The 26,163-nt window shown below is 53.4% G+C and carries 21 protein-coding genes; 11 read left to right on the forward strand and 10 right to left on the reverse strand.

Translation table 11 applies throughout. The features are described from left to right. The 3 genes from KK078_RS26200 to KK078_RS26210 all read left to right on the forward strand — a co-directional run. Positions 1-533 (forward strand): hypothetical protein (locus tag KK078_RS26200; RefSeq protein ID WP_254093303.1); only part of this gene is annotated, 533 nt, incomplete at its 5' end. 553 nt (positions 534-1,086) lie between these two features. Continuing rightward, positions 1,087-2,409 carry an NAD(P)/FAD-dependent oxidoreductase gene (locus KK078_RS26205; protein WP_254093304.1) on the forward strand — a complete coding sequence of 441 codons (1,323 nt, stop codon included), beginning with the start codon at positions 1,087-1,089 and terminating at the stop codon, positions 2,407-2,409. Positions 2,410-2,413: 4 nt separating this feature from the next. Continuing rightward, positions 2,414-2,602 carry a hypothetical protein gene (locus KK078_RS26210; RefSeq protein WP_254093305.1) on the forward strand — a complete coding sequence of 63 codons (189 nt, stop codon included), beginning with the start codon at positions 2,414-2,416 and terminating at the stop codon, positions 2,600-2,602. A gap of 97 nt (positions 2,603-2,699) precedes the next feature. Here the strand turns inward: KK078_RS26210 and KK078_RS26215 are convergent, their stop codons facing one another. After that, positions 2,700-3,371: a succinate dehydrogenase cytochrome b subunit gene (locus tag KK078_RS26215; protein ID WP_254093306.1), complete on the reverse strand. Its 672-nt coding sequence runs from the start codon at positions 3,369-3,371 to the stop codon at positions 2,700-2,702. Between the two features lie 257 nt (positions 3,372-3,628). Between KK078_RS26215 and KK078_RS26220 the strand changes: the two genes are divergently transcribed. After that, positions 3,629-4,393 (forward strand): SDR family oxidoreductase, encoded by a 765-nt coding sequence (locus KK078_RS26220; RefSeq protein WP_254093307.1) that lies wholly within the window; start codon positions 3,629-3,631, stop codon positions 4,391-4,393. Positions 4,394-4,543: 150 nt separating this feature from the next. Then, the gene (locus KK078_RS26225) at positions 4,544-5,416 is read left to right on the forward strand and encodes an energy transducer TonB (protein ID WP_254093308.1); all 873 of its coding nucleotides are present in this window, start codon (positions 4,544-4,546) and stop codon (positions 5,414-5,416) included. An 18-nt stretch (positions 5,417-5,434) separates the two neighbouring features. Here the strand turns inward: KK078_RS26225 and KK078_RS26230 are convergent, their stop codons facing one another. Then, positions 5,435-6,610 (reverse strand): PQQ-dependent sugar dehydrogenase, encoded by a 1,176-nt coding sequence (locus tag KK078_RS26230; protein ID WP_254093309.1) that lies wholly within the window; start codon positions 6,608-6,610, stop codon positions 5,435-5,437. Between the two features lie 244 nt (positions 6,611-6,854). On the opposite strand from KK078_RS26230, the gene KK078_RS26235 reads away from it, so the two are divergent. Both KK078_RS26235 and KK078_RS26240 read left to right on the forward strand, forming a co-directional pair. Then, positions 6,855-7,742 (forward strand): helix-turn-helix domain-containing protein, encoded by an 888-nt coding sequence (locus KK078_RS26235; RefSeq protein WP_254093310.1) that lies wholly within the window; start codon positions 6,855-6,857, stop codon positions 7,740-7,742. A 67-nt stretch (positions 7,743-7,809) separates the two neighbouring features. Next, positions 7,810-8,547 carry an SDR family oxidoreductase gene (locus KK078_RS26240; protein WP_254093311.1) on the forward strand — a complete coding sequence of 246 codons (738 nt, stop codon included), beginning with the start codon at positions 7,810-7,812 and terminating at the stop codon, positions 8,545-8,547. Positions 8,548-8,582: 35 nt separating this feature from the next. Here the strand turns inward: KK078_RS26240 and KK078_RS26245 are convergent, their stop codons facing one another. After that, positions 8,583-11,033 carry a S8 family serine peptidase gene (locus KK078_RS26245; protein WP_254093312.1) on the reverse strand — a complete coding sequence of 817 codons (2,451 nt, stop codon included), beginning with the start codon at positions 11,031-11,033 and terminating at the stop codon, positions 8,583-8,585. Positions 11,034-11,416: 383 nt separating this feature from the next. Between KK078_RS26245 and KK078_RS26250 the strand changes: the two genes are divergently transcribed. After that, positions 11,417-12,241: a M57 family metalloprotease gene (locus KK078_RS26250; RefSeq protein ID WP_254093313.1), complete on the forward strand. Its 825-nt coding sequence runs from the start codon at positions 11,417-11,419 to the stop codon at positions 12,239-12,241. Positions 12,242-12,301: 60 nt separating this feature from the next. Here the strand turns inward: KK078_RS26250 and KK078_RS26255 are convergent, their stop codons facing one another. The 5 genes from KK078_RS26255 to KK078_RS26275 are packed head-to-tail and all read right to left on the reverse strand — an operon-like array spanning position 12,302 to position 21,256. Continuing rightward, positions 12,302-13,270 (reverse strand): pectinesterase family protein, encoded by a 969-nt coding sequence (locus KK078_RS26255; protein ID WP_254093314.1) that lies wholly within the window; start codon positions 13,268-13,270, stop codon positions 12,302-12,304. Further along, positions 13,257-14,594: a pectate lyase family protein gene (locus KK078_RS26260; protein ID WP_254093315.1), complete on the reverse strand. Its 1,338-nt coding sequence runs from the start codon at positions 14,592-14,594 to the stop codon at positions 13,257-13,259. The genes KK078_RS26255 and KK078_RS26260 overlap by 14 nt, the downstream gene beginning before the upstream one ends. A gap of 59 nt (positions 14,595-14,653) precedes the next feature. Beyond that, positions 14,654-16,222 carry a DUF5123 domain-containing protein gene (locus KK078_RS26265; RefSeq protein ID WP_254093316.1) on the reverse strand — a complete coding sequence of 523 codons (1,569 nt, stop codon included), beginning with the start codon at positions 16,220-16,222 and terminating at the stop codon, positions 14,654-14,656. Positions 16,223-16,238: 16 nt separating this feature from the next. After that, positions 16,239-18,026, reverse strand: coding sequence for a RagB/SusD family nutrient uptake outer membrane protein (locus KK078_RS26270; protein WP_254093317.1), 1,788 nt, complete (start codon positions 18,024-18,026; stop codon positions 16,239-16,241). Positions 18,027-18,031: 5 nt separating this feature from the next. Further along, positions 18,032-21,256, reverse strand: coding sequence for a SusC/RagA family TonB-linked outer membrane protein (locus KK078_RS26275; RefSeq protein ID WP_254093318.1), 3,225 nt, complete (start codon positions 21,254-21,256; stop codon positions 18,032-18,034). 205 nt (positions 21,257-21,461) lie between these two features. Between KK078_RS26275 and KK078_RS26280 the strand changes: the two genes are divergently transcribed. Next, entirely contained in the window at positions 21,462-21,719 is a 258-nt protein-coding gene (locus tag KK078_RS26280) for a hypothetical protein (RefSeq protein WP_254093319.1), read from the forward strand. Positions 21,720-21,760: 41 nt separating this feature from the next. Here the strand turns inward: KK078_RS26280 and KK078_RS26285 are convergent, their stop codons facing one another. Both KK078_RS26285 and KK078_RS26290 read right to left on the reverse strand, forming a co-directional pair. Then, entirely contained in the window at positions 21,761-22,426 is a 666-nt protein-coding gene (locus tag KK078_RS26285; RefSeq protein WP_254093320.1) for a class I SAM-dependent methyltransferase, read from the reverse strand. A gap of 373 nt (positions 22,427-22,799) precedes the next feature. Beyond that, the gene (locus KK078_RS26290) at positions 22,800-23,762 is read right to left on the reverse strand and encodes a helix-turn-helix domain-containing protein (RefSeq protein WP_254093321.1); all 963 of its coding nucleotides are present in this window, start codon (positions 23,760-23,762) and stop codon (positions 22,800-22,802) included. Between the two features lie 93 nt (positions 23,763-23,855). Between KK078_RS26290 and KK078_RS26295 the strand changes: the two genes are divergently transcribed. Together KK078_RS26295 and KK078_RS26300 are read left to right on the forward strand one after the other, a co-directional pair. Next, complete coding sequence (locus KK078_RS26295) at positions 23,856-24,983, forward strand: FAD-dependent oxidoreductase (RefSeq protein ID WP_254093322.1); 1,128 nt, start codon at positions 23,856-23,858, stop codon at positions 24,981-24,983. Between the two features lie 101 nt (positions 24,984-25,084). Next, a complete protein-coding gene (locus KK078_RS26300; protein ID WP_254093323.1) occupies positions 25,085-26,020 on the forward strand; it encodes an alpha/beta fold hydrolase in 936 nt (311 codons plus the stop codon). Positions 26,021-26,163 lie beyond the last annotated feature (143 nt).

Consider the following 26,163-nt stretch of genomic DNA (forward strand, 5'->3'; position numbering starts at 1 on the left):
CGCCCATGGAAGATGACGTTGTGAAAGAAGTTAAACGAGCGGGTGTAGGCAAGGTGGTCGCTGTGGCGGGGCGTCCCGAAGGTGATCTATCGACGGACGAGCCGCCGGCCGAAGCTTTCACGGTAACAGAAACGAAAAGACAGGAGCTGGAGCAAACGACAATACCGGTACAGGCTGCCGCGGCCTGTACGTATGGCTGGCGTTGCACCGCGTCTGTTCATACAGCGGAAGTTTCACCGCATTCTGAGCTGCCGTTAAACGCCAAAACCGTAACACCGGCACAACCGGAAACACATAATCGCCCCGAAAAATCCAACGAGCACCGGACAACGAACGTAGCGCATGCCCATCCCGAAAACGAAACGACAAACGATGGATCGATGCACCCCTCGGTTCAAACAACACCGGCTCCTTCGCCTATCGATGACGATCATAGTCCGGCGTTTTTTTCCCATCCCGTTGTTTCTTCTGCCAACAACTCCAAAAAAGACCGATCCGTTGATTCTACCGGCCTTCATCCCGGTGCGCCATAATATGCATCCATTCGTCCTGAAAAAATGCAATTCTCAGGTATAATACTTTGTATGTTCCGACAACGTTGTAAATTTAATCTGCTATAACATTGTTCGAATTACCGCCACTGTTATCGTGTGTTAGTATAAACGTTACAACTATAACCATTTTAGTACCTATGAAGACCAGACCGATTTTTTTACCCAAAGGACTCCCTCCTGTTCCCCTGCTGTTGTACAGACATCCCCAACCGTAGGGTAAACACCGTTTCCTGAAAAAAGGCCTTCTCTATTTTAATTCAGATCCAATACCGGCGCAAATTCGCAAACATTTCCCCACAGCCTGAAGACCGGCAGCATCCGCCGGCGTGTGAACAACTCCCGGCCGTGAGACCGGCTGAAAAACGACTGAGCATTCGTGCACACGAACGCAGCTTGCGCAGAAATACGAGCATTACCAGGGATTTATTACGGTGCGGCGAATGAAGCGTAAAGGAGTTGTTAGGTTGTAAAAAAGCTGCCCGTTTTTGTCCAATCCCGAAGGTTCGGTTGTCATGAAGCAAAGTAATGACATATGGAAGCGAGTAACAGGAACCGCAAAAAGAAGCACATCATCGTCGTCGGGGGTGGATTTGCGGGGTTAAATTTTGCCCGGCAGCTGTTTAACAACAGATTCTTTGCCGTTACCCTGGTCGACAAGAACAACTATAACTATTTCACGCCGTTACTATACCAGGTGGCGACGAGCTTTCTTGAACCGTCGAGCATCAGCTACCCGTTCCGGAAGCTTTTTAAAAACAAGGGTATTGCCTTTCACATGGCGACCGTGGCCGACGTCGACCCGACTATGAACACCGTACAGCTTAGCGACGGCGCTGTGCTGCGCTACGACTACCTGGTGTTCGCCGCGGGCGCGAAGACGAACTTTTTTGGCAACGAGGTTTTTCAGCGAAAAGCCTTTGCGCTAAAAGACATGGACGATGCGCTCTACATCCGCAACAAGATGATCCAGGCGCTGGAAAAAGCCGCGGGTGAGAAAGATCCCGAAGCACGACAACGGCTCCTGCGCATCGTGATCGCGGGGGGTGGCCCTACGGGTGTGGAACTGGCCGGCATGATCGCCGAAATGAAAGACCACGTGCTGCAGGAATATCCCGAGATCGACCCCGCCCTGCCGGAGATCTATGTGGTGGATGCACTGCCGTACTTATTGGCGCCCATGAGCGATAAAACGCACGAAGCCGCCTACCGCATACTGGATGGCCTGGGAGTAAAGCTGAAATTGAATACACAGGTCTCGCTGTACGAAGACGGCAAAGTATACCTCTCCGACGGCACAGTTATTGACGCGAAGACGTTGATCTGGGCGGCCGGCGTTACGGCCCAAACGTTCGAAGGCATCGCTGCCGATAGCCTGGGGAAAGGCCGGAGAATGGTGACAGATCGTTATAACAAGGTGTTGGGGTATGACAACATCTACGCCATTGGCGACATCAGCATTCAATTTGGCGACCCGGATTATCCGAACGGTCATCCGCAACTGGCGCAGCCGGCCATACAGCAGGGAAAGGCGCTGGCAAAAAACCTTCTGGCATTGGCCAAGGGTAAGCCCATGAAGCCCTTTAAATACTTTGATCGCGGCGACATGGCGATCATTGGTAAAACACATGCCGTGGCTGACCTCTTTAAAAAGAAGCTGCACATCGGCGGCCTGCCGGGATTGCTGAGTTGGTTGTTTATACACCTTATCTCGCTGGTGAACTATAACAACAAGATAAAGACACTGTACAACTGGACCGTGGCGTATCTCACCAGCGACCAGGCCTTACGCATGATCTTCCGGTCGAAACGCAAGACGCGCGACACTATGCCCGACATCGTACCATTCAAAAAATAAAAAAATGAAATCCCCAACCCCCACCGGTGGACCGCGCAAGGACGCACGTTCACCTGAGCCGACAGACCCTACCTTGCTACAATCTCAGGGCTTTGCCGAAGACCACACGGCCGACGGCGGCGAGTTCCTGGACGACGCCCTGCGCATGCACGAGCAGACCCTGAGCATGCTGGAAGAAGAGGACGAAGAGTAAGCCCCATGTTCGGGCTTTCAGAAAAAATGAATCACGCTGGAGCGGCTCCCGGCGTGATTCATTTTTGCCTATATCTTTTATCCGCCTATGCACATCCTCAGATAAGATGGAAATAAACCGAGAGCGGCATCATGGCGAAAAGTAACGATATGACGATGGAAAAGATTGCACCTCCGGCCAGGATGAGCTTGTTGTACTTGTTGTGTTTCAGGCCCAACGACTGGAAGGAGCTTTGAAAGCCGTGGAGTAAATGCCAGAAGAGCGAAAAGCATCCGAATAAATATATAATGACCTCGATGGGATTCTGGAAGGTCGCCAGGATCATTTGATATAACGGCAGCTCCTCGCCGGTCATAAATTGGTGCTTCCTGTTCGGGATCCAGAAGTTAGAGGTATGGATCACCAGAAAAAGAAGGATCAATGTGCCCAGCAACATCATGCTCCGGCTATACCAGGTGCTTTGCCTGGGTGGATTTACCACGTGATAGCGTTCGGCCCCGCGTGCGTCGCGGTTTTGTTTCCAGAGCATCAGGCCCTGCGCGATGTGAAACAGGAAGCCCAGCACCAGGACGATCTCCAGGGTGCGGATGATGGGATTGGTGGCCATGAAGTGCGCCCAAACCGTAAAGGTGGCGCCGCCGTCGGGTATAAAGATCATGGCGTTGATGGAGGCGTGTACGACCAGGAAGCTGATCAGAAACAAGCCGGTCAGTGCCATAACGATCTTTTTGCCGACAGAGCTTGTGAGTGCGCGGGAGAACCAGTTCATATGATATATTTTTTTGGGAGTACAATCGAAGCTCGATTATTGGACATCTCGGGGCATCTTTTTTTCACACGGCCCACATTCCAGCAATCAACACACTCACCATCAACACACTAAGCGTCTGCATACGTTCCGGGACGCGCCTGTATAATTTCCGGTAAAAAAACCGCAGGCTTTGTCCAATCACACATGTTCAGTTGTCGATAGGCATACTAAAATAACCTCTTTCTACATACGAATCTTTAACAACACACATCTCTATGAAAATTATCATTATTGGTGGCTCAGGTTTGATTGGATCAAAGCTGGCCGAAAAGCTGCGCACCCTCGGACACGACGTAAACGCCGCCTCGCCGGCCTCGGGCGTAAACACCATTACCGGCGAAGGCCTGGCCGATGCGCTCCGCGGTGCGGACGTGGTAGTAGACGTCGCCAACTCGCCGTCGTTTGAAGACAAAGCGGTGATGGAGTTCTTCGAAACTTCCGGCCGCAATCTTCTGGCCGCGGAAGCAGCCGCGGGGATAAAACATCACATCGCCTTGTCGGTGGTGGGTACGGACCGGCTACAGGAAAGCGGATACTTTCGCGCCAAGCAGGCGCAGGAAAACCTGATCAAAAAATCGGGCATTCCCTATACCATCGTGCACTCTACCCAGTTCTTTGAATTCCTCGGCAGTATTGTCGCCTCGGCGGCGAAAGATGCAGAGATCCATTTATCGCCGGCGGCGATCCAACCGATCTCTTCCGACGATGTCGCGACGGCCATGGCGCAGGTGACGTTGGAAAAACCGGCAAACACGACGGTCGAGATCGCCGGCCCCGAGTCATTCAGCCTGGCCGACCTCGCCAGTCGGTACCTTAAAAAGACGGGCGACACGCGTACAATAAAAGTGGACGCACAAGCACGGTATTTTGGTGCCACGCTGCAAAACAATACGCTGACACCGGGCTACCAGGCGCGTCTCGGTAATATTACGTTCGAAGCCTGGTTTGCGAATCGCCAACCTAAACCCGCAACGGTGTAAGCGACAGCGTCCAGCCGCGACGATCCTACAGTGTTGAATTAACCGTTCTACCATTTCTATATACAAACGAGGCTGCCCGCAGGCAGCCTCGTTTGTGGAAGACCGTTGCCCGGGCCGTGGTAATTGCTAATTTTGTTATAATTGCCTGCCATGAAAACATCTGCTTTACTCCTGGTTATTGTCATAATCGCCCGCGTAGGGTGCGCTCAGTCATCGGAAAAAAGAATCGCTTATTTGTCGAAGGACCGCAAGGAAGTTTTTGGTGCCGGTGACGCTGCCTTTTCCCGAACGATCGAAGAAGCAGGTGACGGATTTATCCTGCGTGAATATTACCAGCCCTCCGGCAAACTACGCGTGATCGCCGAATGTATCGAGTATGAACCGGAAATCGTATATCATGGTACGGTGAAACATTATTATGAAAACGGCATCCTGCGGCGAGAAGGCCGATACGAGGAAGGATATGCCACGGGCGTTTTTGTGGAATATTATGAAACGGGTACTATATGTCAACGCAAGGAATATCAGTCCGATGACAAAGAGCTCATCCTCCAACATTATACTCCCGACGGAAAGGAAGAGCTAACCCAGGGCAACGGAATCATCAGCACTACCGACGGCGAAACGGTTTGCAACCTCGAGATTAAGAATTATCTGTTGCTGAACAGCTACTGCATAAAGGGCGGAGATACGGTATATACCGATGTAGAGAAGCCCGCCGAGTTTCCGGGGGGTATGACGGCCATGATGAAGTTCCTTCAAACCCATGTAAAGTATCCTGCCGATGCACGCCGGAACGGGATCCAGGGTTCTGTCCTTACGGGTTTCGACATCGACAAGAACGGCAAGATCTCCAACCTGAGCACGGTACGCGGCGTGAGTGACGACCTCAACGACGAGTCCCTGCGCGTCATCAGCGCCATGCCGCATTGGCTACCCGCCCGGGTGGGGGGCAAAGCCGTCAAGAGCCGCTTCGTACTTCCCATTAAATTCAGGCTGGCGACGAGTAACCGCCGGCGTTAGTCAAACGTAAAATTTCGGTTACATCGGCGAAAGCGATGCTTTCAGCTCTTCCAGCGTAAAGGCCACGATGCGATCGTCGGTCGATGAAGGATTCCCCCGGCCGTCCTGATTGCTGACTGCGATGTATAACCTGCCATCAGCGCCTTCGGCTACATTGCGAAGACGGCCCAATTGCGTATAGAGATAACGTTCTACGTTCATGATCCTGGCGGGATCGTCCGGATGAAAAACAGCGCGATACAGCGCCTGCCCGCGCAGACCTGTGAATACAAAGGAATCTTTCCACTCGCCCTGCCTGATAAATATGCCGCCGGTGGGAGCCCATGTGGTGGTATCGCCGCTGTGATATACCGGTGTTTCCATGCCCGCTTGTTGCTCACTGCCGCGGATCACGGGCCAGCCGTAATTTCGTCCGGGCAAGATGCGGTTGATCTCATCCCGGCAGCATCCTTGCTCGTCGGAGGGGCCATGTTCGGTCGACCAGAGGTCGCCGGTTTCGGGTTGGAAGGCCAGCCCTTGCGGATTGCGATGCCCGTAGGAAAATACATACGAACCCGGGAAGGGATTGTCGTTGGGAATGGCGCCGTCGCGGGTCAGCCGCAGGATCTTGCCGGCCAGTTCATCCACATCTTGCGCGAGGTTGGGCTCGTACCGCTCGCCCATCCCCCAATACAACATCTCGTCGGGACCAAATTCCAATCCGCCGCTGTTATGAATATAGTTACCGGGGATCCTGTCGAGCAAAACTTTATCAAACACCGGCTTCCTGGTAGCGGCATCTTCGCGGTAGCGCACCAGTTTATTCACGAGCTGTAGCGGCCCTTTACTGGCCGCGTAGGTGTAGCCCAGGTATATATATCCGTTATTGGTAAAATCAGGATCGAGCGTCAATCCCAGCAACCCCGACTCGCCTACTTCCTGCACCACGGTGTCGAGCTTCAGCCAATTGGTTTTCGTGCCGTTTTCGATCACGGTTACCGTGCCAGGCCGCTCCGTCAGGAACAGGCGACCGTCGGGCGCGAACGCCAGCTCCCAGGGTGTGTCGAGGTTGCTCGCAATCGTTGTTCCGCGATCCGGTCCATCGTCGTTATCGTCATCATCTTCATCACACGCGACCAGCAGTGCAACGGCTACGATAGAAGTCCAGGCGATTGTCGCCAGTGACTTTCGCAAGGGATTTATGAAAAGCTTCATATGAGCAAAGGAGATTGTTTGTAACGGATCACAAAAATTCTGTTCCCGCCAGAAAGGGTCTGGTTCGGAACGATATTCAAAACCGGGAATGGTGTGCGGCCACAAAACTCCACAGAAGTAACCGGCCATTTGGGGCATATTGGCAAATAATCCACACGCCCCATACGTTTGTGATAAGATCTCTTCCGAACACGTACGAGGTCCGCCGGCGCGGGTAACTACTAAAAAAGTCCTAGTTTTAGGCATGCAAGTAGTCCACGTTAATCCGGCCATACCCGTGCTTCCACTGGAACCGGATGCCACGGGCAACAAACAGTTCAGGGTGTATAATTACGAGGGGGATTTTCCGAACCCGGCGGAGTTTCTGATCCCACACCGCAAGGATCATTACTTGCTTGTCTTTGTGAAGCGTGGCACCGGCCGTCATTGGGTGGACATGACGCCTTACGTTTTTACAAAGAACGCGCTGTATTTTCTGCGCCCCGGGCAGATCATTGTGAAAGAGGAATCCAAACGCGTGTGGAGTACGGGCATTGCCTTCACCGCCGAATTCCTTTCCCTGCAGAACGCTTCGCTCAACACACTGCCACTCATTCAAAATTATTACAACAGGCATGAACTGCAGCTCACGCCGGCAGATGCGCGGGTCGTGGAAGAGACGCTGCAAAAGATTCGCACCGAGTATCTGCTGCCCGGCGAATGGCAACAACGCATGCTGGCAGCGCACCTCACGGTATTGCTAACGTATCTAAGCCGCCTGTATGCCGAGCAATTTAAAGAGGACGATACCGTGACGACCGACAAACAATTGCTGGCGGATTTCCAGGCAAAGATCAACGACCATTTTCGCCAGTTGCACGAAGTAAGCGACTATGCCTCCATCCTGAACATTTCGGCGGGTCACCTCAGCGACGTGGTGAAAGGCCAGAGCGGAAAGCCGGCCATCAAACACATTCACGACCGGCTGGTGATGGAAGCACGACGCATGCTTCTTCACACCAACCAGCCGTTGAAGGAGATTGCTTTCGACCTCGGCTTTTCGGATGCCTCTTATTTTAACCGATTTTTTAAACGCGAGACCGGTGTGACGCCCGCCGGCTACCGCACAAACATCCGGAAAATGTACCACTAACACCGTTGAATGTGTCACGGGCGAGCTAACGCCTCGCGATACCTTCGTACTGTTACAATTCAACATTATGAAAACAGTACTGATCACAGGAGCAAACAAAAGCATCGGGCTCGAAACCGCCCGGCAGTTATTACAACAAGGGTACTATGTATACCTGGGAAGCCGGGATATGCAAAAAGGCCGGCAAGCTGCCGACCAGCTAAAATCGGAAGGTCTGCAGCATATAGAGCCTGTCATGATCGACGTCGACAGCGCAGACGCTATTAACGCTGCCCGCCGGGTGTTGGGCGCCAAAACCCAATCACTGGACGTGCTGATTAACAACGCCGGCATCAGCGGCGGCTTTCCTCAAACGTCCCTGGAAACAGACCCTCATGTTTTCCGGCAGGTGTTTGACACGAATTTCTTTGGTGTGATCAACACCACGCAGGCATTCATCGACTTGCTGCGGCAATCGCCGGCGCCGCGCATTGTGAATGTCACTTCGGGCCTGGGTTCGCTTACGTTACACACCGATCCTGCCTGGAAGTATTATCATGTGAAGGGTGCCGCCTATACGTCGTCTAAAACCGCCCTCAATGCATATACTATTGTTCTTGCGTATGACCTGCGCGACACCGCTTTTAAAGTAAACGCCGTAGATCCGGGGTACACTGCCACTGACTTCAACCATCACTCCGGTCCGGGTACCGTACCTGATGCTGCGGCACGCATCGTAAAAGCCGCTATGATTGGCCCCGATGGCCCGACAGGGCAATTCTTTAGCGACGACAACGCGCCCGAGACAGGGATCAGCCCCTGGTAGCGATGTGAACGTGACAACCGGTATTTCAGCACTGGTCAGAGCCTGACGAACGTACCACAATCAACCATCTTCCCTGCCGGATCGCGAAACTGGTACAGGTATAATCCAGGACGAACCTCCTGCAGATTGATCACATCCAGGATCTCTGCCAGTGTCTGGCTGTGAATGACGCTGCCTGTATTATTAAAGATCACAATCCTGAATCCTGCGCCTTCGGAAAGTATATGAAGTGGCTCCCCCGGAGGAACAGGATTGGGAAACAGGGTTGCTTTTCCTTTTGTCTCGATCGTTATCGCGGATGGATCAGACAAGATTATCGTACCGTCTTTTAATACTACCTCCGCCTGGTACTGCATTGTGCCGGCGACGAGCTGATCGTCAAACCACTGGAAGTCAACCGAGCGATCCATGGCGTGTGTGGCAAATACACGTTGTGGCTCCGCTGTTGTTGTTTTATAGACCGTGATGTGATCGATTCCAGCGAATGTACTCAGGTTGAGCTGGATCCTCACCTGCCCGGCATCGTATCGGATCGCTTCAAAAAGATTGATGTAGCACTGGACACCCTGGAGCGTGTAATCGATCGTTTCGCTTTTCAGGAACGATGTGTTGCCCTTCACGGGGGCAACGGCAAAGAAGCGTTTGGACGATGTTTTAGAAAGCACGACCAGCGTATCGGCGGTAACGAGTTTTTTTTCAAGATAACGTTCGCCCAGGGTGTAGAGCTCGTATTGCTGCGCTCCCGGTATCGGGCTCCATGCCAGGGCGAAGTCGTCGGTGCAATGGAAGGCTACTTTCATGCGTGGCTGGGCAGCGATCCTGAACTCGCCGGATAGATACTCTTCCGTGCCCAGGGTCATTTTAAGTCGTGCCGTAGCGAGTGTATCGGGCACTTGCCAGGAAAAAGGTTCGTGGAGTGAGACGTTTTGTTGCACGACATTCCACTCACCGTTATCGAGCTGTAGTGATAACATTCCCGGCAGCGTGCTCTGCGATTTCCAAAGGAGCTTTATCTTCTGACCGGCGTGCAGCGTTTCCGCCGTCACGGGGTAGTCCCACTGAAATGCGATCGTTTCTTCCAACCAGTAGGCTACTGCTACTGTCTGGCTTTCCGTATGTGTCGGGGCCGTCACCACCAGATCGTATTGCCCCGCGGGCGGTGCCGTGAGTGTGATGTATTCTACGGTGTTGAGCGAATCTTTCTTTCGTGTGGCCGGCGCGGCCAGCGAGTCGGCGTGGGGATAGGTGCTCAGCACCCAGGGGTACCACGTGTTGCCTGCGTATGACAGGTAGGCATCGACGTTGTTCACCAGGGCCTGCGTACTCCCCGGTTGCGCGGCAGGATCTGTCCACGTAACGGCGACCTGCAATGCGACGGTATGCGGCGGTACGGTGATGGGCACGGTTTGCGGCTGCTGGCTCCTGAGCGTGATGGTATGGATCTGTTGTGCATAGACCGTTTGCAATGCCTGGTCGGCGTTGATGCTGCCGTAGCCGTATGTGAAATCGATTCCCTTTTGTCCGGCATCGTCCGCGCTGGCTATGAGCACCGCTTTCAGGAGCGCGGCGGATGGATACGTGTCATAAACCTGGTAATAGGCATCCTGTAACAATGCCGTTACGCCGGTAGCAAGCGCGCACGCATCGGAGGTTCCATCCTGGCCAAAAGCCGTAAGCTCGGGCTTCAGCCGGCCATCGTACGCAGGGCCCCTCGAGTTCGCCGCGTTCACGGTATAGGTTGTATCAACGGCGTTGATGACGAGGGGATTTTTGGCCTGCTTAAAATTCCCCGACAGGTTGGCCTGCTCCATGCCGGCGTAGGTGCCGTGGTCGGGCGACTGCGCGCCGAGATTGCCGACGGAGAACACATGCATGAGCGCGGGATTTGCCGCGCTCTGCTGATCATACGCCGCGGCTTCATTGCCGTAGTAGTTTTCGATCGCCACACCGTATGAGTGATTCTGTAGCCGAATGTTATGTTCGATAAACACGGCGTCGGGATCGGGAAGAAGGTTTTCGAAGTTGGCGGATGTGATGGATGCGGCGGGGGCAACACCCTTTGCGCTGGGTGCGGTGTTGCCGCCGCCGGCGACGAGGGTTGCCATGGTTGTAGCATGCTGCGACATGAACGACGATGACAGCGGGGTTTCGAACGAGCGGTTTGCGAAGTCGATGCTGGCTGTATCAAACCGCTGCTCTCGGATGGAAACGGAAACACCTTCTCCACGCACGTCTGGAAAATGACGATGGGCTTTTTTTATTCTGTTGTAGGATTGATCTGCATACTCGGCCCCTGCTTCTGTCCTGGGTGCTTGCTGGATATCTATGAATACAATGTTTGCATCCTCCGCCATTTCCCTCGCAACTGCGTAGGTAGTCCTGATGCGAAAAGCATGCGTTGCGGGGTAGTGATACAGCAAGTGCCCCTGGGCCGCATACTTCTGTTTAAAGACCGTGCTGTCTATACAGGTAACCGATAAGGTCATTTCCTGATCACTGATACGCGTACCCGGGTTGATGAATTTTGGCGACAACTTATTTTGAGCACACAACGGCAAAACGCCCGACGCGATAAAAATCAAACACAAACAAACTTCCTGGTGAATCTTCATAATTACTGTAGCCGATAACTCCTCACCTTACATATCGGGTATTTACATTATCATACCTACCCGACTACTCGGGTATTCCCGCACTGAAATACCCTACATATCCGGTATGAAGTATATATAACATATCAAAAATTATATAATTGCTATAAATCAACAAAGAGTTCAAACCGATTATTTTCATAAGTGAGAGAATAATGATACTTTCAATTGCGCTCCAGAGTCGGCGCAACGATTCGTTAACCTAAATTTTTAAACCCATGAAAAAGTATCTTTCAATTACCCCATTATTATTGGCACTGCTGATAACCGTTGATTCCTGCCAGGAATCTGAGACCGAAGCTCCGGTAAAAAGAGATGAAGTGTCGCAAGAAGTACTGAACAAGCTTGTCGACCTTGGCTTTGATGTTACCGATAAAGCTCCGCTTAAGTTTGAAGACGGTTATCTGGTAGAGGGCGATATCTACCTGACGGACGCCGATCTGGCGGAGATGAAGCCCGGCTCCCCGGTGCCCACGGCGGAGCAGTATCATACCGATAACCTGGTAAGCGGCACACGCAACATATCGATCTATATCGGTACCAATTTCCCTTCGGCTTATGTGACGGCGCTGAACACGGCCATTGCCCGTTATAATGCCGAAGGCCTGCGTCTTACTTTCTCCAGAACCACCAGCAGCGGTGGCGCGACGATCCGTATCACGCGGTTGTCGTCGTCGCAGGAAAACAGTGGTGTGCTGGGTTCGGGCGGTTTCCCGACCAATGCGGGCAACCCCTACGGCAGTATCCGGCTGAGCGGTATTCTGCAGAGCGCCTATGGACTGTCTACCAATGGCATTGCTACCATCATTGCGCATGAAGTAGGCCACTGTATTGGTTTCCGTCACACCGATTATTTTAACCGTGCGATCAGCTGCGGCGGCGCAGCGTCCAACGAGGGAAATGGCGGCGTAGGCGCTAACCACGTTCCCAATACGCCGACGGGCGCTACATTGGCAGCCCGATCGTTTATGCTGGCTTGCACCGATGGCAGCGACAGACCGTTCAACGCAGACGATAGGACCGCGCTGCAGTATCTCTATTAATTAACTATTGCCGACTTTCAGAGCCTATAGAAAGCGTTGCGCGTATTGCGTGGCGCTTTCTTATTTCAGTTCCCAATCACCAAAGATATTTTCCAAGGTGTACTCCCGGGCTTCGCGGGCGGTAAGCTGGTGCGACCAGGGCACCCGCGTGGCGGGGCTGGCACCCGCGCCGGCGGATCTATATTCGGCATAGAATGCGGTGCCTTCCGCATCGGGCTTGTTCCAATTATGCCAGCCTTCGGGCAGGACGCCCGCACTCAGGTTACATTCGAGAAAGACCGTCCGGGCATACGGACGCCAGGGCCGGCCGAGGTAAAGTTTTGTCGTTTCGGGCGATGTTGTGAGGGTACACTTCAGGAACACAAAGCCAAAACGTTGTCGCTGTGGCGTCGAGGCCGCGGTGATGTAGGAGTTTTTCTTTCCATGGATCCGGCAGTTGTCAAACACGACCAGCGCCGGGCCAAAGATAAAATCGGTGGTGCCCTCGATGTAACAATCTTTATAATACTGCCGGCTGTTGTCGACACCGGCATAGAGCGTATCCTGGTTGGCGACGATCCTGCAATTGCGGAACATACAACGGTCGGCCTCCACGTGCAGCGCCACGGCCTGCCCTACCCCCGTACCGGCCGAATTCTCGAATGTAATGTTCTCTGCCTGGAACTCATTTCCCTGCACCAGCACGGTGTACGACGTGAAGGTATTGATCTCCCCCTTGCCCGAGTAATCATTCCAGGTAATGATGGTGTTTTCTTTGTCCTCGCCTTTTAACGTGATCCTGGTTTTCCAGGAAGGGACCACCACCTTTTCCGCGTAGGTGCCTTTCTTTACGGTGATCACAATACGCGTCTGCGAATGATTGGCGGCGGCGTTGATAGCTTCCTGGATGGTTCGGTATTGGCCCGTGCCATCCTGGGCGACCACCACGGCTTGCTGCTGGGCACAAAGCGGGAAGAACGCGCTCATCAGGGCCAATACCCATATCCACTTCCGGATGGCCACGACCGGCATCTTGTTAGGGGATAACATCTTTTACCAGTTCGTTGAGGTAACACTCGATATAGGTGTACTCCGAGTCAGGAGATTGCCTGATCGCATCCGATGGATCGTTGGCGCTGAGGTGATGTTTTTTTTCCCATGCGTCCGGCAGGCCGTCGGCGTCGGAGTCTTGGGGCGTGGGTGCCGTCCGTAATGCCGGCCATCCGCCGACATCGCGCTGCGAGTCAATGATCCCGTTGTGCGCTTGTCCAAACGAGGCGGTGCCTGTGCGGACCTCCTGCACGATGCGTTTATCCACGGCATCGCGCTGCAGGCTGGCGCCGGCATATTTTATAACGTCGTCAAACGCCGCCCGAGCTGTCTGCTCCCGGATGGCCTCCACATCAAACGGCGCCGGGGCACGTGCGGAATCGAGATTATCCGCTTTTACACCGCCTTTCCAGTTATCGGCCGATATGGCTTCGTTGCCGTGGTAGATGTTGCCCTGAACATAGAACTTACCGTATGGCGCGCTGGGATTCAGCATCCAATTATTTTTGGGCTTGGTGGCGGGGCCGGCCTTGTAGTAATTGTTGACCACGTTGTACCGGCCGCGTTCACCGCCGTAGGTATTGTTACCCACCCAGTTGTAAATGACGTTGTTCCGGAAATCGACGATCTCGTCGGGTGGGTTGGGCGTTGTAGACGAGCCGCTGAAGCGCGGCAGGCGGCTGGTATGGTGCGCCAGGAGGTTGTGGTGAAACGATGCCCCCATGCCGCCCCAGATACCACCATAGCCGTGCTCACCTTTGGTGTGCACCGATTTGTTGAGACTCTCCGAAATGATACACCATTGCAACGTGAAGCTCCGGTTACGGTAGAAGGACGCGCATTCGTCGGTGGCCCAGCTGACGGAACAATGATCGATGATCACGTTCTCGGAATACTTCGTCCCCCCCAGCGCGTCGGTCTCCACGCCGGCCAGATCGCCCAACCGGAAACGAAGAAAACGAATGATAACGTTGTTCGCCTGAATAGCGACCGGTTGATCCTGAATACAAATACCGTCGCCCGGCGCCGACTGGCCCGCGATAGTCACATCGCCTTGATGAATGGTAATGGGCGACTTCAATGCTATATTGCCGGAGACGGCAAACACAATGATGCGTTTCTCCTTTGCCTTGACCGCCTCGCGGAAACTTCCCGGGCCGTCGTCCTGCAGCGTCGTGACGGTATAGATCTTTCCCCCTCGTCCACCGCTGGTAAATTTACCAAAGCCATCTGCCCCGGGAAACGCCAGTACCTTTTGCTGTGCGGCAGCGGAACTATACGTTATGACGGCCAGGGCAACGGATGCTATCTTTATAAACCTCATGCTTTTTTTTCGTTATAGGAAGGAAGGGTGTGTCCCACAAACACACCCCTATCCCATGTTTAGTCTCTCCAACGCGGATCTCCCACAGCTCTGTCGATCAGAGACTGGTTGCTGATGGTGAAGTCACCCGCTGCCGCGTCGGCAAAGCCGGGGTCTGCCGTTGTATAGTTTCCGGACTGATCGATCTTTGCCGCGGTTACGTAGGCATCGGTATAAAAACCGACTGCGTTAAAATAATTATTGTTGTTGCAGTTGGGCTGCGACGACGCCGATTGGTTTGTATAGTATCCGTCGGTAGCGGCGATCAGCGTATTGCGGATGTCCAGGGTATTGTTGACAAAGCGTACGTAGACGATACGGTCTTGTGTATTAGAGACCTCATAGAGCGTGCAGTGGTCGATCACTACTGCCGACGTTTTTCCGGTTCCGGAGAGTCCGCTGGCATCCAGCCGGATGAAGTCACGGCCCGGTGCACATTTGTTAAAGGTGCTGTTGGTCAATGTCACGCTGGCGACATATGCGCCCCGGAAGTCAATGAAGTCCGCAGAGACTGTTTGAATGTTGGTCACCACACAATTATCAAACGAGATGCCCGGGATCTCGGCCACGACAGAGCTCGCGCCGGAGGCAAGCGACTTGACGTAGTCGTGAATTTCGCAGCCTGTTACTGTCAGCGTTCCATAGCTACCGGATGCGCTATGTACAAAGGCATAGTCGAGGGAGGTTTCCGGGGTGCCTTCGGTTGCCGTGAAGGTTCCGTCCATGTTCAGGTTGGCCACCGTCACGTTGCCGCTACCCGGTTGCAACGCAAACTGTACGTGCACGACCGGCTTATCATAGGGGTAGAGACCTCGTATGGAGATCGCCTTGTTGATGTTGATTGCGCCTGTAGACACCTTGTATTCGCCCGGATATAGTACCAATACCTCGTCCGGCGCTGCCGCCGCAATGAAAGCAGCCAAATCATCTTCGGGATGTACGGGTGTGCCATCCACCAATGTTTCAAATGCTACTTGCCCGCGCTGCTTGGCTGCATTGTAGAGCGTAACGGTATAGCGGGTCGCTTCAGACAGGTCTGTGATCGTGGCAGTTCCTGCCGTAACTTCCTCTTCTGTAATGTCGCGGCGTACGGCACCGGGGTTGATCAGGAAGTGTGTTACTTCGCTGTTGGCCGGCCACGTCAACGTGACGGACGCTTTATCGATGGCACCGTCTTCTATCGGCAGAAAGATATTCTCCATGGCCGTAGCGATGGTGACTTCCGCCCACTTTGAATCGGCCGCGCCCACGGCGCTTACCGCTTTGACCCGGGCCGAGTACCGCGTCTCGCTGCCAAACGGTTCCAGCAGTGGCAATTCGTCGGGTTTTACTGTCACGGTACGAATGATGGAGCTAAAAGCCAGGCTGTCCTGGCTGAACTCCACCACATAGTGATCAACATCCGGACGCGTCTTCCAGGTCAGCTCGATCGATGTCAGGTTCCGGATCATGGCGGTCAATGCCGTGGGTGTATAGGCCCGCGCTACATCCAGCTCTTCCATAACCGGATCTGCCAGGTCATCGCACGCTATACAAGCGCAGGAGAAGAGACCCGCAAAAAGGGCCTTGCGTATATATCTGTTTTTCATAAACTGCGCGGTTGGGTTAATAGCCATAATCATTTACCAATTTGCCATTGCTGCCGTCGAGGAACACCTGCCAGATGGGCCAGAATTGCCGCGTATCAGGGTTGGCGGCGTAGAGGGCTTCGATCTTTGTATCCGCCAGCTCTGTCCAGGTCTTGGTTTGCGTATACCCTGCTGGAGCGCTGCCGGATTCACCCCGGTTCAAGCCGTATACGAGGAGTGTTTCCTTATCCTCGGCGTAGGTATAATACAGGGTGCTGGGTACATCTGCATAATCGCCCGTTCTGTCCTGGAGCGCGTGCATGTCGGCTTTCGCTTCGTCCAGTTTTGTCTTCAGCAGGTTCCAGCGGATCAGGGCCTGCTTGCGCTCCATTTCGCCGGCAAACTCGAACTTGTGCTCTTCTACGAGGGCGTTAAACATGGCCTCCTTTGTATTCAGGGCATCTACATAAGCATCTACCTTCGCGGGCCAGTCACTGGCGGCAAAGGCCCGTTGGCGGATCTGCTTGAGGTAGGGTGCGGCGGCGGCAGGACCTTCCAATTCATTGGCGATCTCCGCCGCCATGAACAGGATTTCGGCATAGCGCATGTATAGTTTGTTCACGCCGTCGTCGTTCGTGGACGTGACGTGCCGGGCCATCCATTCGTAGCGGTATTTACCAAAGAACCACGTGTTGAGATTGACCAGTTCCTGCTTGGCGAATTTCGTTTGATCGGCCGTTCCGTATTGGTAGGGCACACAGGTAACGTCGCGGCGCGTGTCCTTGAGATCATAGTCGTAGAACAGCGAAGGCAAGGGGCCGCCTTGCCCGCCACGGGCCTGGTCGGTGTGCTGGTCTGCGCTCATGTGGCGCACGGCGAATGTAAACAGCACGCGGCCGCGGCCGTCGGCAAATGGCAGCTCCCACAACGTCTCGCCACCAGCCGCCACGTTGTCCTGGTTGTTTTTCTTAAACACGGTCTCAAACAGCGGCTCGAGTTTTGCCGTTCCGCTGTTGATCACATCCAGGCATTCCTGGTAGGCCACGGGATAGAGCGTTGCTACCGACAGGGCCGGGTCGTTGCTCCGGCGGATCCCATCCGGGTATTGCGAATAGCCACTCGCGGCCAGGCACAGCCGCGCACGGAGTCCTTTGACGAATGCTTTGTTGATCCGCTCGACGCTGGACGTTGCACTGGTTTCGTTGGGCCAGGGCACCAGGGTTGCTGCCTCTTCCAGGTCGGTCAGAAGCTGCTTGTAAATTTCATCACGGCTGGATTTGGGCAAGTAGATGGTTGCCGTCGATATAGGTTCGAAGCGTGCCACCACATCGCCCCAGGTCTTGAGCAGATCCGCATAGATAATGGCGCGAAGCGTCAGCGATTCGCCCAGGAGGTAGCCCAGCTCGGTGCCGGGCAGCGGGTCGCCATACTGGCGCAGCCCGCGGATACAGATGTTCGCCCGCTCGATGCCGGAGTACATCATGGCCCAGGCGTTGTTCTCCGTATTCATATTGCTGTTGTTAGGCTTGGCGTTGTATACCGCCAGGTCGGCATTGTCGCCTGCCGTCTGCGACGAGTTATACCACTCTACGTCAGTGTTCATACCGTACCAGGGCAGGAACCGGCCGCGGTAGGAGTTTGTCTCTCCGAAGGGGAGTTTGATGCCATCGACGGCGCCCTTCGCCAGGTCTGGGGTTGAGAATATCACCGACTCGTCGAGGGACGACTTGGTGGGCGCATCCAGGTAGTCGCTGCAGGAAGAGGCCAGCAGGCCAGCCGCCACCACCGCGACTGTATATAGGAATTTTTGTATACTTGCTTTCATCGCGCTTAGAAGTTAAGGTTCAAACCAAAAACGAGTTGTCTGCTTCTGGGGTACGCCGAATAATCCACGCCGGGGGTGAGGGCGGTGTTCCGGCGTGTCGATACTTCGGGGTCGAATCCGCTGTAGTTCGTCCACACAAATACATTGTATGCGGTGGCATACAACCGGAGGCTTTGTATGTGAAGCCGGCTGGTGAGGGATGACGGAATGGTATATCCCATCGTCAATGTATTGAGGCGCAGGAACGAACCATCTTCTACCGCCCAGCTGCTGAACACGTACCGGTCCATGTAGGGTGACCACATGGTGGTGTTGGCATTGAGGCTCGCCAGGGCGGTCGGGTCGGTTACGAGGCTGCCTGTAGACGGGTCGATGTTTGTCCAGCGTTGGCCGTCGGCCATGATCGTGCTGAGGTTGCGATACTGGTAGCGCGGCGTAGACGAGGTATATTCGATCTTGTTGGCGTTGTATATGTCGTTGCCATAGCTCCAGCTAAACGCGGCGGTCAGGTCGAATCCGTAGGCATAGCCGTTCAGGATGATCCCGCCGGTATGTTTGGGGTTGGCGTTGCCGATAATGCCGCGATCGTCGATCGTAATAGACTCGTCGCCGGCGATGTTCTTTAACTTCATCATACCCGGCGCCGCTTTGCCGACGATGGCGTCGGCCGTTGCCACGCCCGCCTTGGGGATCCAGGTGCTGGTCGCAGCATCGTAGCCTTCGAAGTCGGATACTTCGTACCGGCCGTCGGCTACGTAGCCATACATCATCCCGACGGGTTTGCCCGTTTCGATGAGGAAGTCGTTTCCGATCTCGGTCGAAGCCCAGTTGGTGTTGCGGCCGAAGTTCTCCATCATACCCAGTGACTTGATCTGATTGCGGTTAAAGCTGATGTTCACGCTTACATCAAAACCATAGTCCGGTTTCTCCAGCACGATGTATTTCAGCGATGCCTCCAGACCTTTGTTTTCGGTTTCGCCCAGATTGCGGAACTGACTGGTATAGCCGGTACCCGGCACGGGGAATTCCACCAGCAGGTCGGTGGTATTATTTTTATATACATCAAACGTACCGCTGACGCGCCCTTGCAGGGTACTGAAATCCAAACCGATGTTGCGGGTGTGGGTGGTCTCCCACTTCAGATCGGGGTTCGCCAGGATCTTGGATGCGGACCAATAGCTGCTAAAGCCGTTGATCCAGGTATTGGTATTCGACTCGAAAGACTGTACCGTCTGGCCCACCGGTATATTGTTATTACCGGCTACCCCATAGCTCACCCGTAATTTCAACTGGTCGAGCCAGTTGCTGGCGCCGGCCATAAACTCCTCGCTCGTGATCTTCCAGGCCGCGGCGGCGGACGGAAAGTATCCCCAGCGGTTGTCGCCGAGGAAGCGGCTGGAGCCGTCGGCACGATAGGTAGCCGAGAGCAAATATTTGCCTTTGAACTCGTAGTTGGCGCGCCCGAAGAAGGAGAGTAGTTTGTCGTCGGGGCTTAAGAAGTTATTCGTGGTTTGCGACTTGCCCTGCGTGGTGAGCTTAAACGCCTGGTCGGCGTCAAACAAGGTGGGAAAGCCGTGCACCACCGATGTAAACTGTGTATTTTCCGTGCGTATCGTTTCGTGGCCCACCAACAGGTTGAGGTTGTGCTCTTGCCCCAGCATGCCTTTGAAATTATAGTTCAGGGTATTGGCATTTCTAAACCGGATCTGCTCGGTCTGCGTCATGATGACGGCGGGGTGATTCTGGTTTTCATTGCTGGGCGCGTTCTGTACGTAGTAGGTTGTCATTCCGTAAAAACGATTGTCGCGCGACCGTATATTGTCCAACCCTATTTCCGAGCGGAACTGCAGGTTTTCGAGTATATTCCATGCCACGCTGCCCACCATGTTATAGTTCTTGCGAAACTGCTCGCGATCGTTGTCGTTGGTGGCCACGATGGGGTTGATCAGATAGCTGGCGATCTCTTCGTTGGTGTCGTCGGTGGTTAACCCGGCCAGCGGGATCGGCGCATAGGTCACAGCGTGTTTCAGCCGTGAGTCGGACGCCGACACTTCGTTTTGTTCGTTCGCGCCACTGCCGTCGATCTTGGTGTCCGAGTAGCGCAGGGAGAACGTTATCTCGACGGGCTCCACGGGCTTGCTGTTGAACTTCATGGTTACGTTGTTGCGGCGGAAACCCGAACCGATCATGATGGCTTTCTCATCGTATAGTGCGTAGTTGGCGGAGTACGAGAACTTATCGCCCCCACCCCGTACACTGATGTCGTGGCTGAAGACATGGCCGGTGCGGCCGTATACCTGTTTCTGCCAGTTATTACCGTTCATACCAGTGAACAGATCGCGGTCGGCCCAAGTGCCGAAGTAATCTTCGTACGACTCCAGCTCGCCGGGCTCGTTGTCCAGTACGGCATATTCGTATTGCCACTTGACGTAGTCCTCCACGGGGAGTACATCTAACGTCTTGGCGATGCGCTTTGCGCCATAGAATGTATTGTAGGTGACAGAAACCTTGCCGGGCTTTCCGCTTTTGGTGGTGATGATAATGACACCATTGGCGCCACGTGATCCGTAGATGGCCGTTGACGACGCGTCTTTGAGTACGTCCATCGACTGGATATCCGACGGCGATATGTCGGATATCGAGTTGACTTGAAAGCCGTCGACAATATAGAGGGGGCTATTGTCTTGTGTGATCGAGCCGCCGCCGCGAACACGGATGCGGATGTCCGCATCGGGAGATCCTTCCGTGGACGTTACTTGTACCCCGGCGAGGCGACCGGTCAACGTTTCGGCTACGTTCGAGATCGGCACCTTGCGAAGGGCGTCGCCGGTGATCGACACGACCGAGCCCGTGAGGTCTGATTTCTTAGCGGTACCGTAGCCGATCACGACCACTTCGTCCAGCTGGCTGACGTCGGGTTCCAGCACGACATCCAGCGTGGTTTGACTGCCTACCTCCACTTCTTTTACGGCCATGCCGATGAAGGTGAACGTCAACACTGCGCCGGGCGACACCGAGAGGCTGAACTTACCGTCAACGTCGGACGTCGTGCCGTTGCTGGTGCCCTTTTCAAAGATCGAAACGCCGGGCATTTGTGCCCCGTCGGTGTCTTTGATCGTTCCCGTCACGACTTTGTTTTGCGCGCCGGCGTGCAGCGCCAGGGCCAGGCAAAACAGGATAAGACCGGAACCTCTCGACACCCATCGTTTAACATGTGGATATGGATTCATATAGGTTAGATTGGTTTGAAATTGGGTCAGAATGAGCATCATTATGCGCAATCGATTGCATATTTACGACTCAGATCAGACATTTCAAACAAAAGGATCACTATTTATGCAAACGATCGATTAGAGCTTAATTTGAACGATTTTGGAGTCGTTTGGTCCAAGGCGGTGTTTACAGGCCGCGTGTGCGCGGAACCACGGGGTATTTATGCGCAACCGATTACGCAACGTTTTTGCAGATTCGGAAATCAATGCGTCCGATACTGGCGCGACGATGGCTGAAATACGCTTTGAAGGGCCGAATGATGGACCGGAATACCACGTTGTGCGCAATGGCACGGGCGGCATTGGAGGGGCAGACCACGCCGAGCTTGATCCTTCCTTCGGGACCATTTTGGACGATGTAGTTAAGCTCGGCGAGGGTGAGCAGTTTTACGTTAACGATGCGAAACGTTCCCAGGCCTAACTGAACCCGGGAAGGAACGATGTGGTGGACAGCAGCTGCCGTTATTTATACGCTGCCTGCAGGTCCTTGCGCAGCGCAGTGATAGCATATTTGTTATAATAGTCGCCTGTCAGGTCCAAGTCCTTGCTCACGTGGCTCAGGCTGCGTTTGTCCAGCAGTTGATACAGTTGGGTGGCCGTAAAGATCTCGTCGTAATTCTGTTTGTAGGCATAGGCTTCCATCTCGCGGATGTGCTGGTACGCATTGCGACGCGGGCGCTCGGCAAAGAAGTCGATGATCATCAGTACACCCCCATCCTTCAAGACCCGGTCTGTTTCCGCTACGGTCCGTAGCAGCAGCTCGCGGTCTACTACGTAGAGCACAAACCCAATCACGATCAGGTCAAAGCTGTCTGCCGGAAAAGCCGAGAGGTTATCGGCTGTACCTTTGACAAAGGGTACGAGCGGATATTGTTGTTTACCGGCGTCGATCGCTTCCTGCGAGGGTTCGATACCCACCACCGATGCACCGGTTAAGTTGCGGATAGCCTCCAGGCGATAGCCGGTGTTGCAGCCGATCTCCAACGTGCTTTTGGGTGTATAATTATATTCTTTCAACAGTTTGATCACTACATCGTCTTCCGGCACATAGGCCACGCTCTTGTTCCGGTTAAAGTAATTATCGGCTTCGTATTGCAGAAATGCCTCTTTTTGTGATTTGCTTGCCATCGGCATCAACAGGTTTTGGGTTCGTTCCGTTAAATACAAATACTCCTTTCCGATGTTTCAATAATCCTGCGCTCCAACAAACGCACGCGAAACACCGTGGGATTGCCGGAAGGTCGTCGGGGCTCAGAAGGGCAGCCCCTCGAATAGAAAGACCTGGGCAATATCGATTTTAATTTACGCCGGATTCATTCACTTTCCCACATTTTTTGCGATTTTTTGGACGAATCGGAATGCCGGACCTTAAATCAGGACGGCAGATCACTGCTACAACCGACAAAACAACACAAGCTTTTCGTCCATTGAGCATTACGTTTAGTCCATCCGCTGCAGCTCTCATCAGCACGTCAGCAACGCTGGTACAGCAATCTACTTGTCAACGTTGGCTATATTGTTTCGGCTTCATGCCAATATGTTCTCTAAAAACTTTCGAGAAATGGCTTAGGTTTGTAAAGCCCAGCCGGGCCCCCACATCTGAAACCGAGAGCCTTCCCTCCTTCAGTAAAACAGCAGCTTCTTTCATTCTGAATTCCTGGTAGTAAGAAAAAATACTGTTGCCGAAAATTTGCTTGAACAACCGTTTTAGCTTGGTGGGACTCATGTTGGCACGGATCGCCAGCGCGTCGATCACCGGTGGAGTTTCCAGATGCTCCAGCATTTGTTCCCTTACTTTGTAGATTGTTTGAACGTCGTGGATGTTTACCGGGTAAAGATGTTTTTCATCCCGTTTCTTCAACGCTATCAATAGCTGACAGATCAATTCTTCGGCTTTTATCTTCCGATAGAACAGTTTAAAAGTTTCATCCACTGACCCGGTTACAATTTCATCCACAATTTTCTGCAGCGAAGGATTCAGCAGTTGTTCGAATAACAACGGCTGCGCGTTCTGTAACAGGCTTTGCAAAACCGGTGACCGCTCTGATGAGCCTAGCAGCCCGTTCAGGTAGTTGGCGTCTACTTCTATATTGATGACCGCCGTATTTGTATGGACGGGAATAACGGCGTCTGTATTCATGCTACTGGTGGCAATTAAAACGGACGGGGCAGCCCTGTATGTATTTTCTATCGAGGCCGTGCCGGCTTCTGTAAAAACATTCTGGAACTTAAAGAGGATCGTTCGCGCAGCGGTGTTGATGCCCGGATTTTCAATGATCAAATCTTCACGGAGCTCATAGTGCAGGATCAGCATCCGAATCTGATCATTAAAAACGTACCCCTCGCAATACCCCGTACCGAATTTTTCAGGGATCTCCAGGCGCCTTTCTTTGACGTCTGTTCCCAACAAACGTGCAAACCTCCATAAGATGTCCGGAACCGTCTGCTGTCCGTCAGCTTCCATTGAAAAAGTCTTTTACAGCTATTTTTGAGTCTAAAGTAGGTATTTTACCTCTAACCTGATCGACAATTTTGCACTGTAACCAACCAGAAATCAATGTTATTGAAAGACAAGAACGTGGCGATCATCGGCGCGGGGCCCGTTGGCCTGACCCTGGCAACATTGCTCCAGCAAAAAGGCGTACAGGTAGCAGTCTACGAAAGAGACAAAGACCCACTGACAAGGATCTGGGGCGGAACGCTTGATCTGCACGAACATTCGGGACAGAAAGCCCTGGACATGGCCGGACTGCTGGACCGCTATTTTGCCAGGGCCATACCGATGGGTAGAACCATTACAGACGAGCAGGGCAACCTGTTACTCGCGGTACAACCTCACTACGACAATCCCGAAATAAACAGGAACGATCTCCGAACGCTGTTGCTTGACAACCTGACAAAGGACACTGTGGTATGGGACAGAAAATTTACCGGACTTGAAGTACAAAATGGAAAGTGGCTTTTGCATTTCGAAAATAACCCCGATGTAACCGCGGATCTTGTTATCGGCGCAAACGGAGGATTGTCTGCCGTACGGAAATATGTAACCGATGCGGAAGCAGAATATACCGGAACCTTTATCATACAGGGTGAAGTGCCTCAACCTGAATCAACATGTCTGGCATTCTACCAGCTATGTAACGACAACATTCTCATGACGGCGGACAACGGCATGAACATCGTTGCCAACCCCAGAAACAACGGCGCACTGACATACAATGTAACGTTTAGAACACCCGAGGGATGGGATCATAGCACCGCCCTGAACTTCCGGGACCCGGGCAGTATCACCGTATTCCTTCTCTCCCGGTTCTCACGTTGGCACGAGCATTACCGGCAATTATTCCGGGCAACGTCCTTTTACACGGGGCTGCCAACGAGAAGGCTCCCGCTGAGTCGTCCCTGGAAAAAGGATCGGCCGATGCCGGTAACGCTCGTAGGCGATGCTGCCCACATCATGCCACCCTTTGCGGGGGAAGGTGTGAATACCGGGCTGATGGATGCACTCGTGCTCTCGGAGAATCTCACGAATGGTAAATTCAGCGCTGTTGAAGCTGCTATCTGCGACTACGAACGAAAGATGATCGTCTATGCTACAAAAGCGCAACTCGAAACAAGCAAGAACGAAACAGCCATGCATGGTCGCGACTTCTCCTTTAAAACGAGATTCAACGGCGAACGGTAACGCCTCGGCCGTATTGTCGCTTTTTGCCCCTGCGATTGTCGCATACGCCCTGCGGATGCTCCACATTGTTGGCGAGATTTGTATCATAACAAATTGACGATATGAACAAGCTTATAACCAGTCTTCTGATCATCATCGCTGTGGCGGTGATGATTTCCTGCCAGCCACGCCCAACGGATGGGCAAAACGCATCCACCAACGACCAAGACACGGTCGCCAGCCAGAACATACAGCCGGCGGAAAGCGGCTATGCCGATGTGAACGGGTTAAAAATGTACTATGAGGTATACGGCCATGGCAACCCCATTGTATTGTTGCATGGTTCTTTCATGAGTATACCGTTGAACTGGTCGCACATCATACCCCGGCTGGCCAAAGACCGGAAAGTAATTGTACTGGAGATGCAGGGTCACGGTCGTACACGGGATACAGACCGCGCGCTGAGCTACGAAGGTATGGCCGACGATGTATCCGGCCTGCTCAAGCAACTTAGGATCAATAGTGCTGACATTCTCGGGTATAGCATGGGTGGCGGCGTTGCGTTCCAGATGGCGGTGCGTCATCCTGAACAGGTGCGCAGGCTTGTGGTACTGTCCGGCACCTATACCCATGATGGATGGTGGCCTGATGTTGAAGCAAGCTTCGCTACGATGACGCCGGAAATGTTTAAGGGCAGCCAAATCGAAAAGCAGTATGACAGCCTGGGAAACGATCCGGCACATTTTCCGGAGTTTGTAAAAAAGGTGATCAGCATTGACCTGAAGCCTTACGACTGGTCAAAAGATGTAAAGACCATGAAGACTCCGGTATTCCTGGCGATCGGTGATGCCGACGGCGTACAGTATGAGCATGCCCTGGAGCTGTTCCGTGCCAGGGGTGGTGGAAAAATGGGCGATATCCATGGGTTGCCACAATCCCGTCTGGCCATCATACCGGGCACGACGCACATCGGTATGATGCAGCGAATGGATTGGCTGATACCTATGATCAATGACTTTCTCGATGCCGATCTTAACGCTCCCCCACCTACATTTTAAGAGTGATGTGTAAATTCGTGTAGCTATTGAATATGTCTTAAGACCTGGAGACCATCTGTGGGGCTTACGGTGCAGTGGTCTCCCTGTTTTTGCCCTCCACGGAATTTGTTTTTGAAACGGGTGGTCCTGTGCTGTATTTTATT

This window comes from Dawidia soli (assembly GCF_018598185.1).
Taxonomy (GTDB): Bacteria; Bacteroidota; Bacteroidia; order Cytophagales; family Cyclobacteriaceae; genus Ohtaekwangia; species Ohtaekwangia soli.

Coding starts and splice junctions, on each gene's coding strand:
- KK078_RS26205 (WP_254093304.1), top strand. CDS start 1,087: ATGGAAGCGAGTAACAGGAACCGCAAAAAGAAGCACATCATCGTCGTC.
- KK078_RS26210 (WP_254093305.1), top strand. CDS start 2,414: ATGAAATCCCCAACCCCCACCGGTGGACCGCGCAAGGACGCACGTTCA.
- KK078_RS26215 (WP_254093306.1), bottom strand. CDS start 3,371: ATGAACTGGTTCTCCCGCGCACTCACAAGCTCTGTCGGCAAAAAGATC.
- KK078_RS26220 (WP_254093307.1), top strand. CDS start 3,629: ATGAAAATTATCATTATTGGTGGCTCAGGTTTGATTGGATCAAAGCTG.
- KK078_RS26225 (WP_254093308.1), top strand. CDS start 4,544: ATGAAAACATCTGCTTTACTCCTGGTTATTGTCATAATCGCCCGCGTA.
- KK078_RS26230 (WP_254093309.1), bottom strand. CDS start 6,610: ATGAAGCTTTTCATAAATCCCTTGCGAAAGTCACTGGCGACAATCGCC.
- KK078_RS26235 (WP_254093310.1), top strand. CDS start 6,855: ATGCAAGTAGTCCACGTTAATCCGGCCATACCCGTGCTTCCACTGGAA.
- KK078_RS26240 (WP_254093311.1), top strand. CDS start 7,810: ATGAAAACAGTACTGATCACAGGAGCAAACAAAAGCATCGGGCTCGAA.
- KK078_RS26245 (WP_254093312.1), bottom strand. CDS start 11,033: ATGACCTTATCGGTTACCTGTATAGACAGCACGGTCTTTAAACAGAAG.
- KK078_RS26250 (WP_254093313.1), top strand. CDS start 11,417: ATGAAAAAGTATCTTTCAATTACCCCATTATTATTGGCACTGCTGATA.
- KK078_RS26255 (WP_254093314.1), bottom strand. CDS start 13,270: ATGTTATCCCCTAACAAGATGCCGGTCGTGGCCATCCGGAAGTGGATA.
- KK078_RS26260 (WP_254093315.1), bottom strand. CDS start 14,594: ATGAGGTTTATAAAGATAGCATCCGTTGCCCTGGCCGTCATAACGTAT.
- KK078_RS26265 (WP_254093316.1), bottom strand. CDS start 16,222: ATGAAAAACAGATATATACGCAAGGCCCTTTTTGCGGGTCTCTTCTCC.
- KK078_RS26270 (WP_254093317.1), bottom strand. CDS start 18,026: ATGAAAGCAAGTATACAAAAATTCCTATATACAGTCGCGGTGGTGGCG.
- KK078_RS26275 (WP_254093318.1), bottom strand. CDS start 21,256: ATGAATCCATATCCACATGTTAAACGATGGGTGTCGAGAGGTTCCGGT.
- KK078_RS26280 (WP_254093319.1), top strand. CDS start 21,462: ATGCGCAACCGATTACGCAACGTTTTTGCAGATTCGGAAATCAATGCG.
- KK078_RS26285 (WP_254093320.1), bottom strand. CDS start 22,426: ATGGCAAGCAAATCACAAAAAGAGGCATTTCTGCAATACGAAGCCGAT.
- KK078_RS26290 (WP_254093321.1), bottom strand. CDS start 23,762: ATGGAAGCTGACGGACAGCAGACGGTTCCGGACATCTTATGGAGGTTT.
- KK078_RS26295 (WP_254093322.1), top strand. CDS start 23,856: ATGTTATTGAAAGACAAGAACGTGGCGATCATCGGCGCGGGGCCCGTT.
- KK078_RS26300 (WP_254093323.1), top strand. CDS start 25,085: ATGAACAAGCTTATAACCAGTCTTCTGATCATCATCGCTGTGGCGGTG.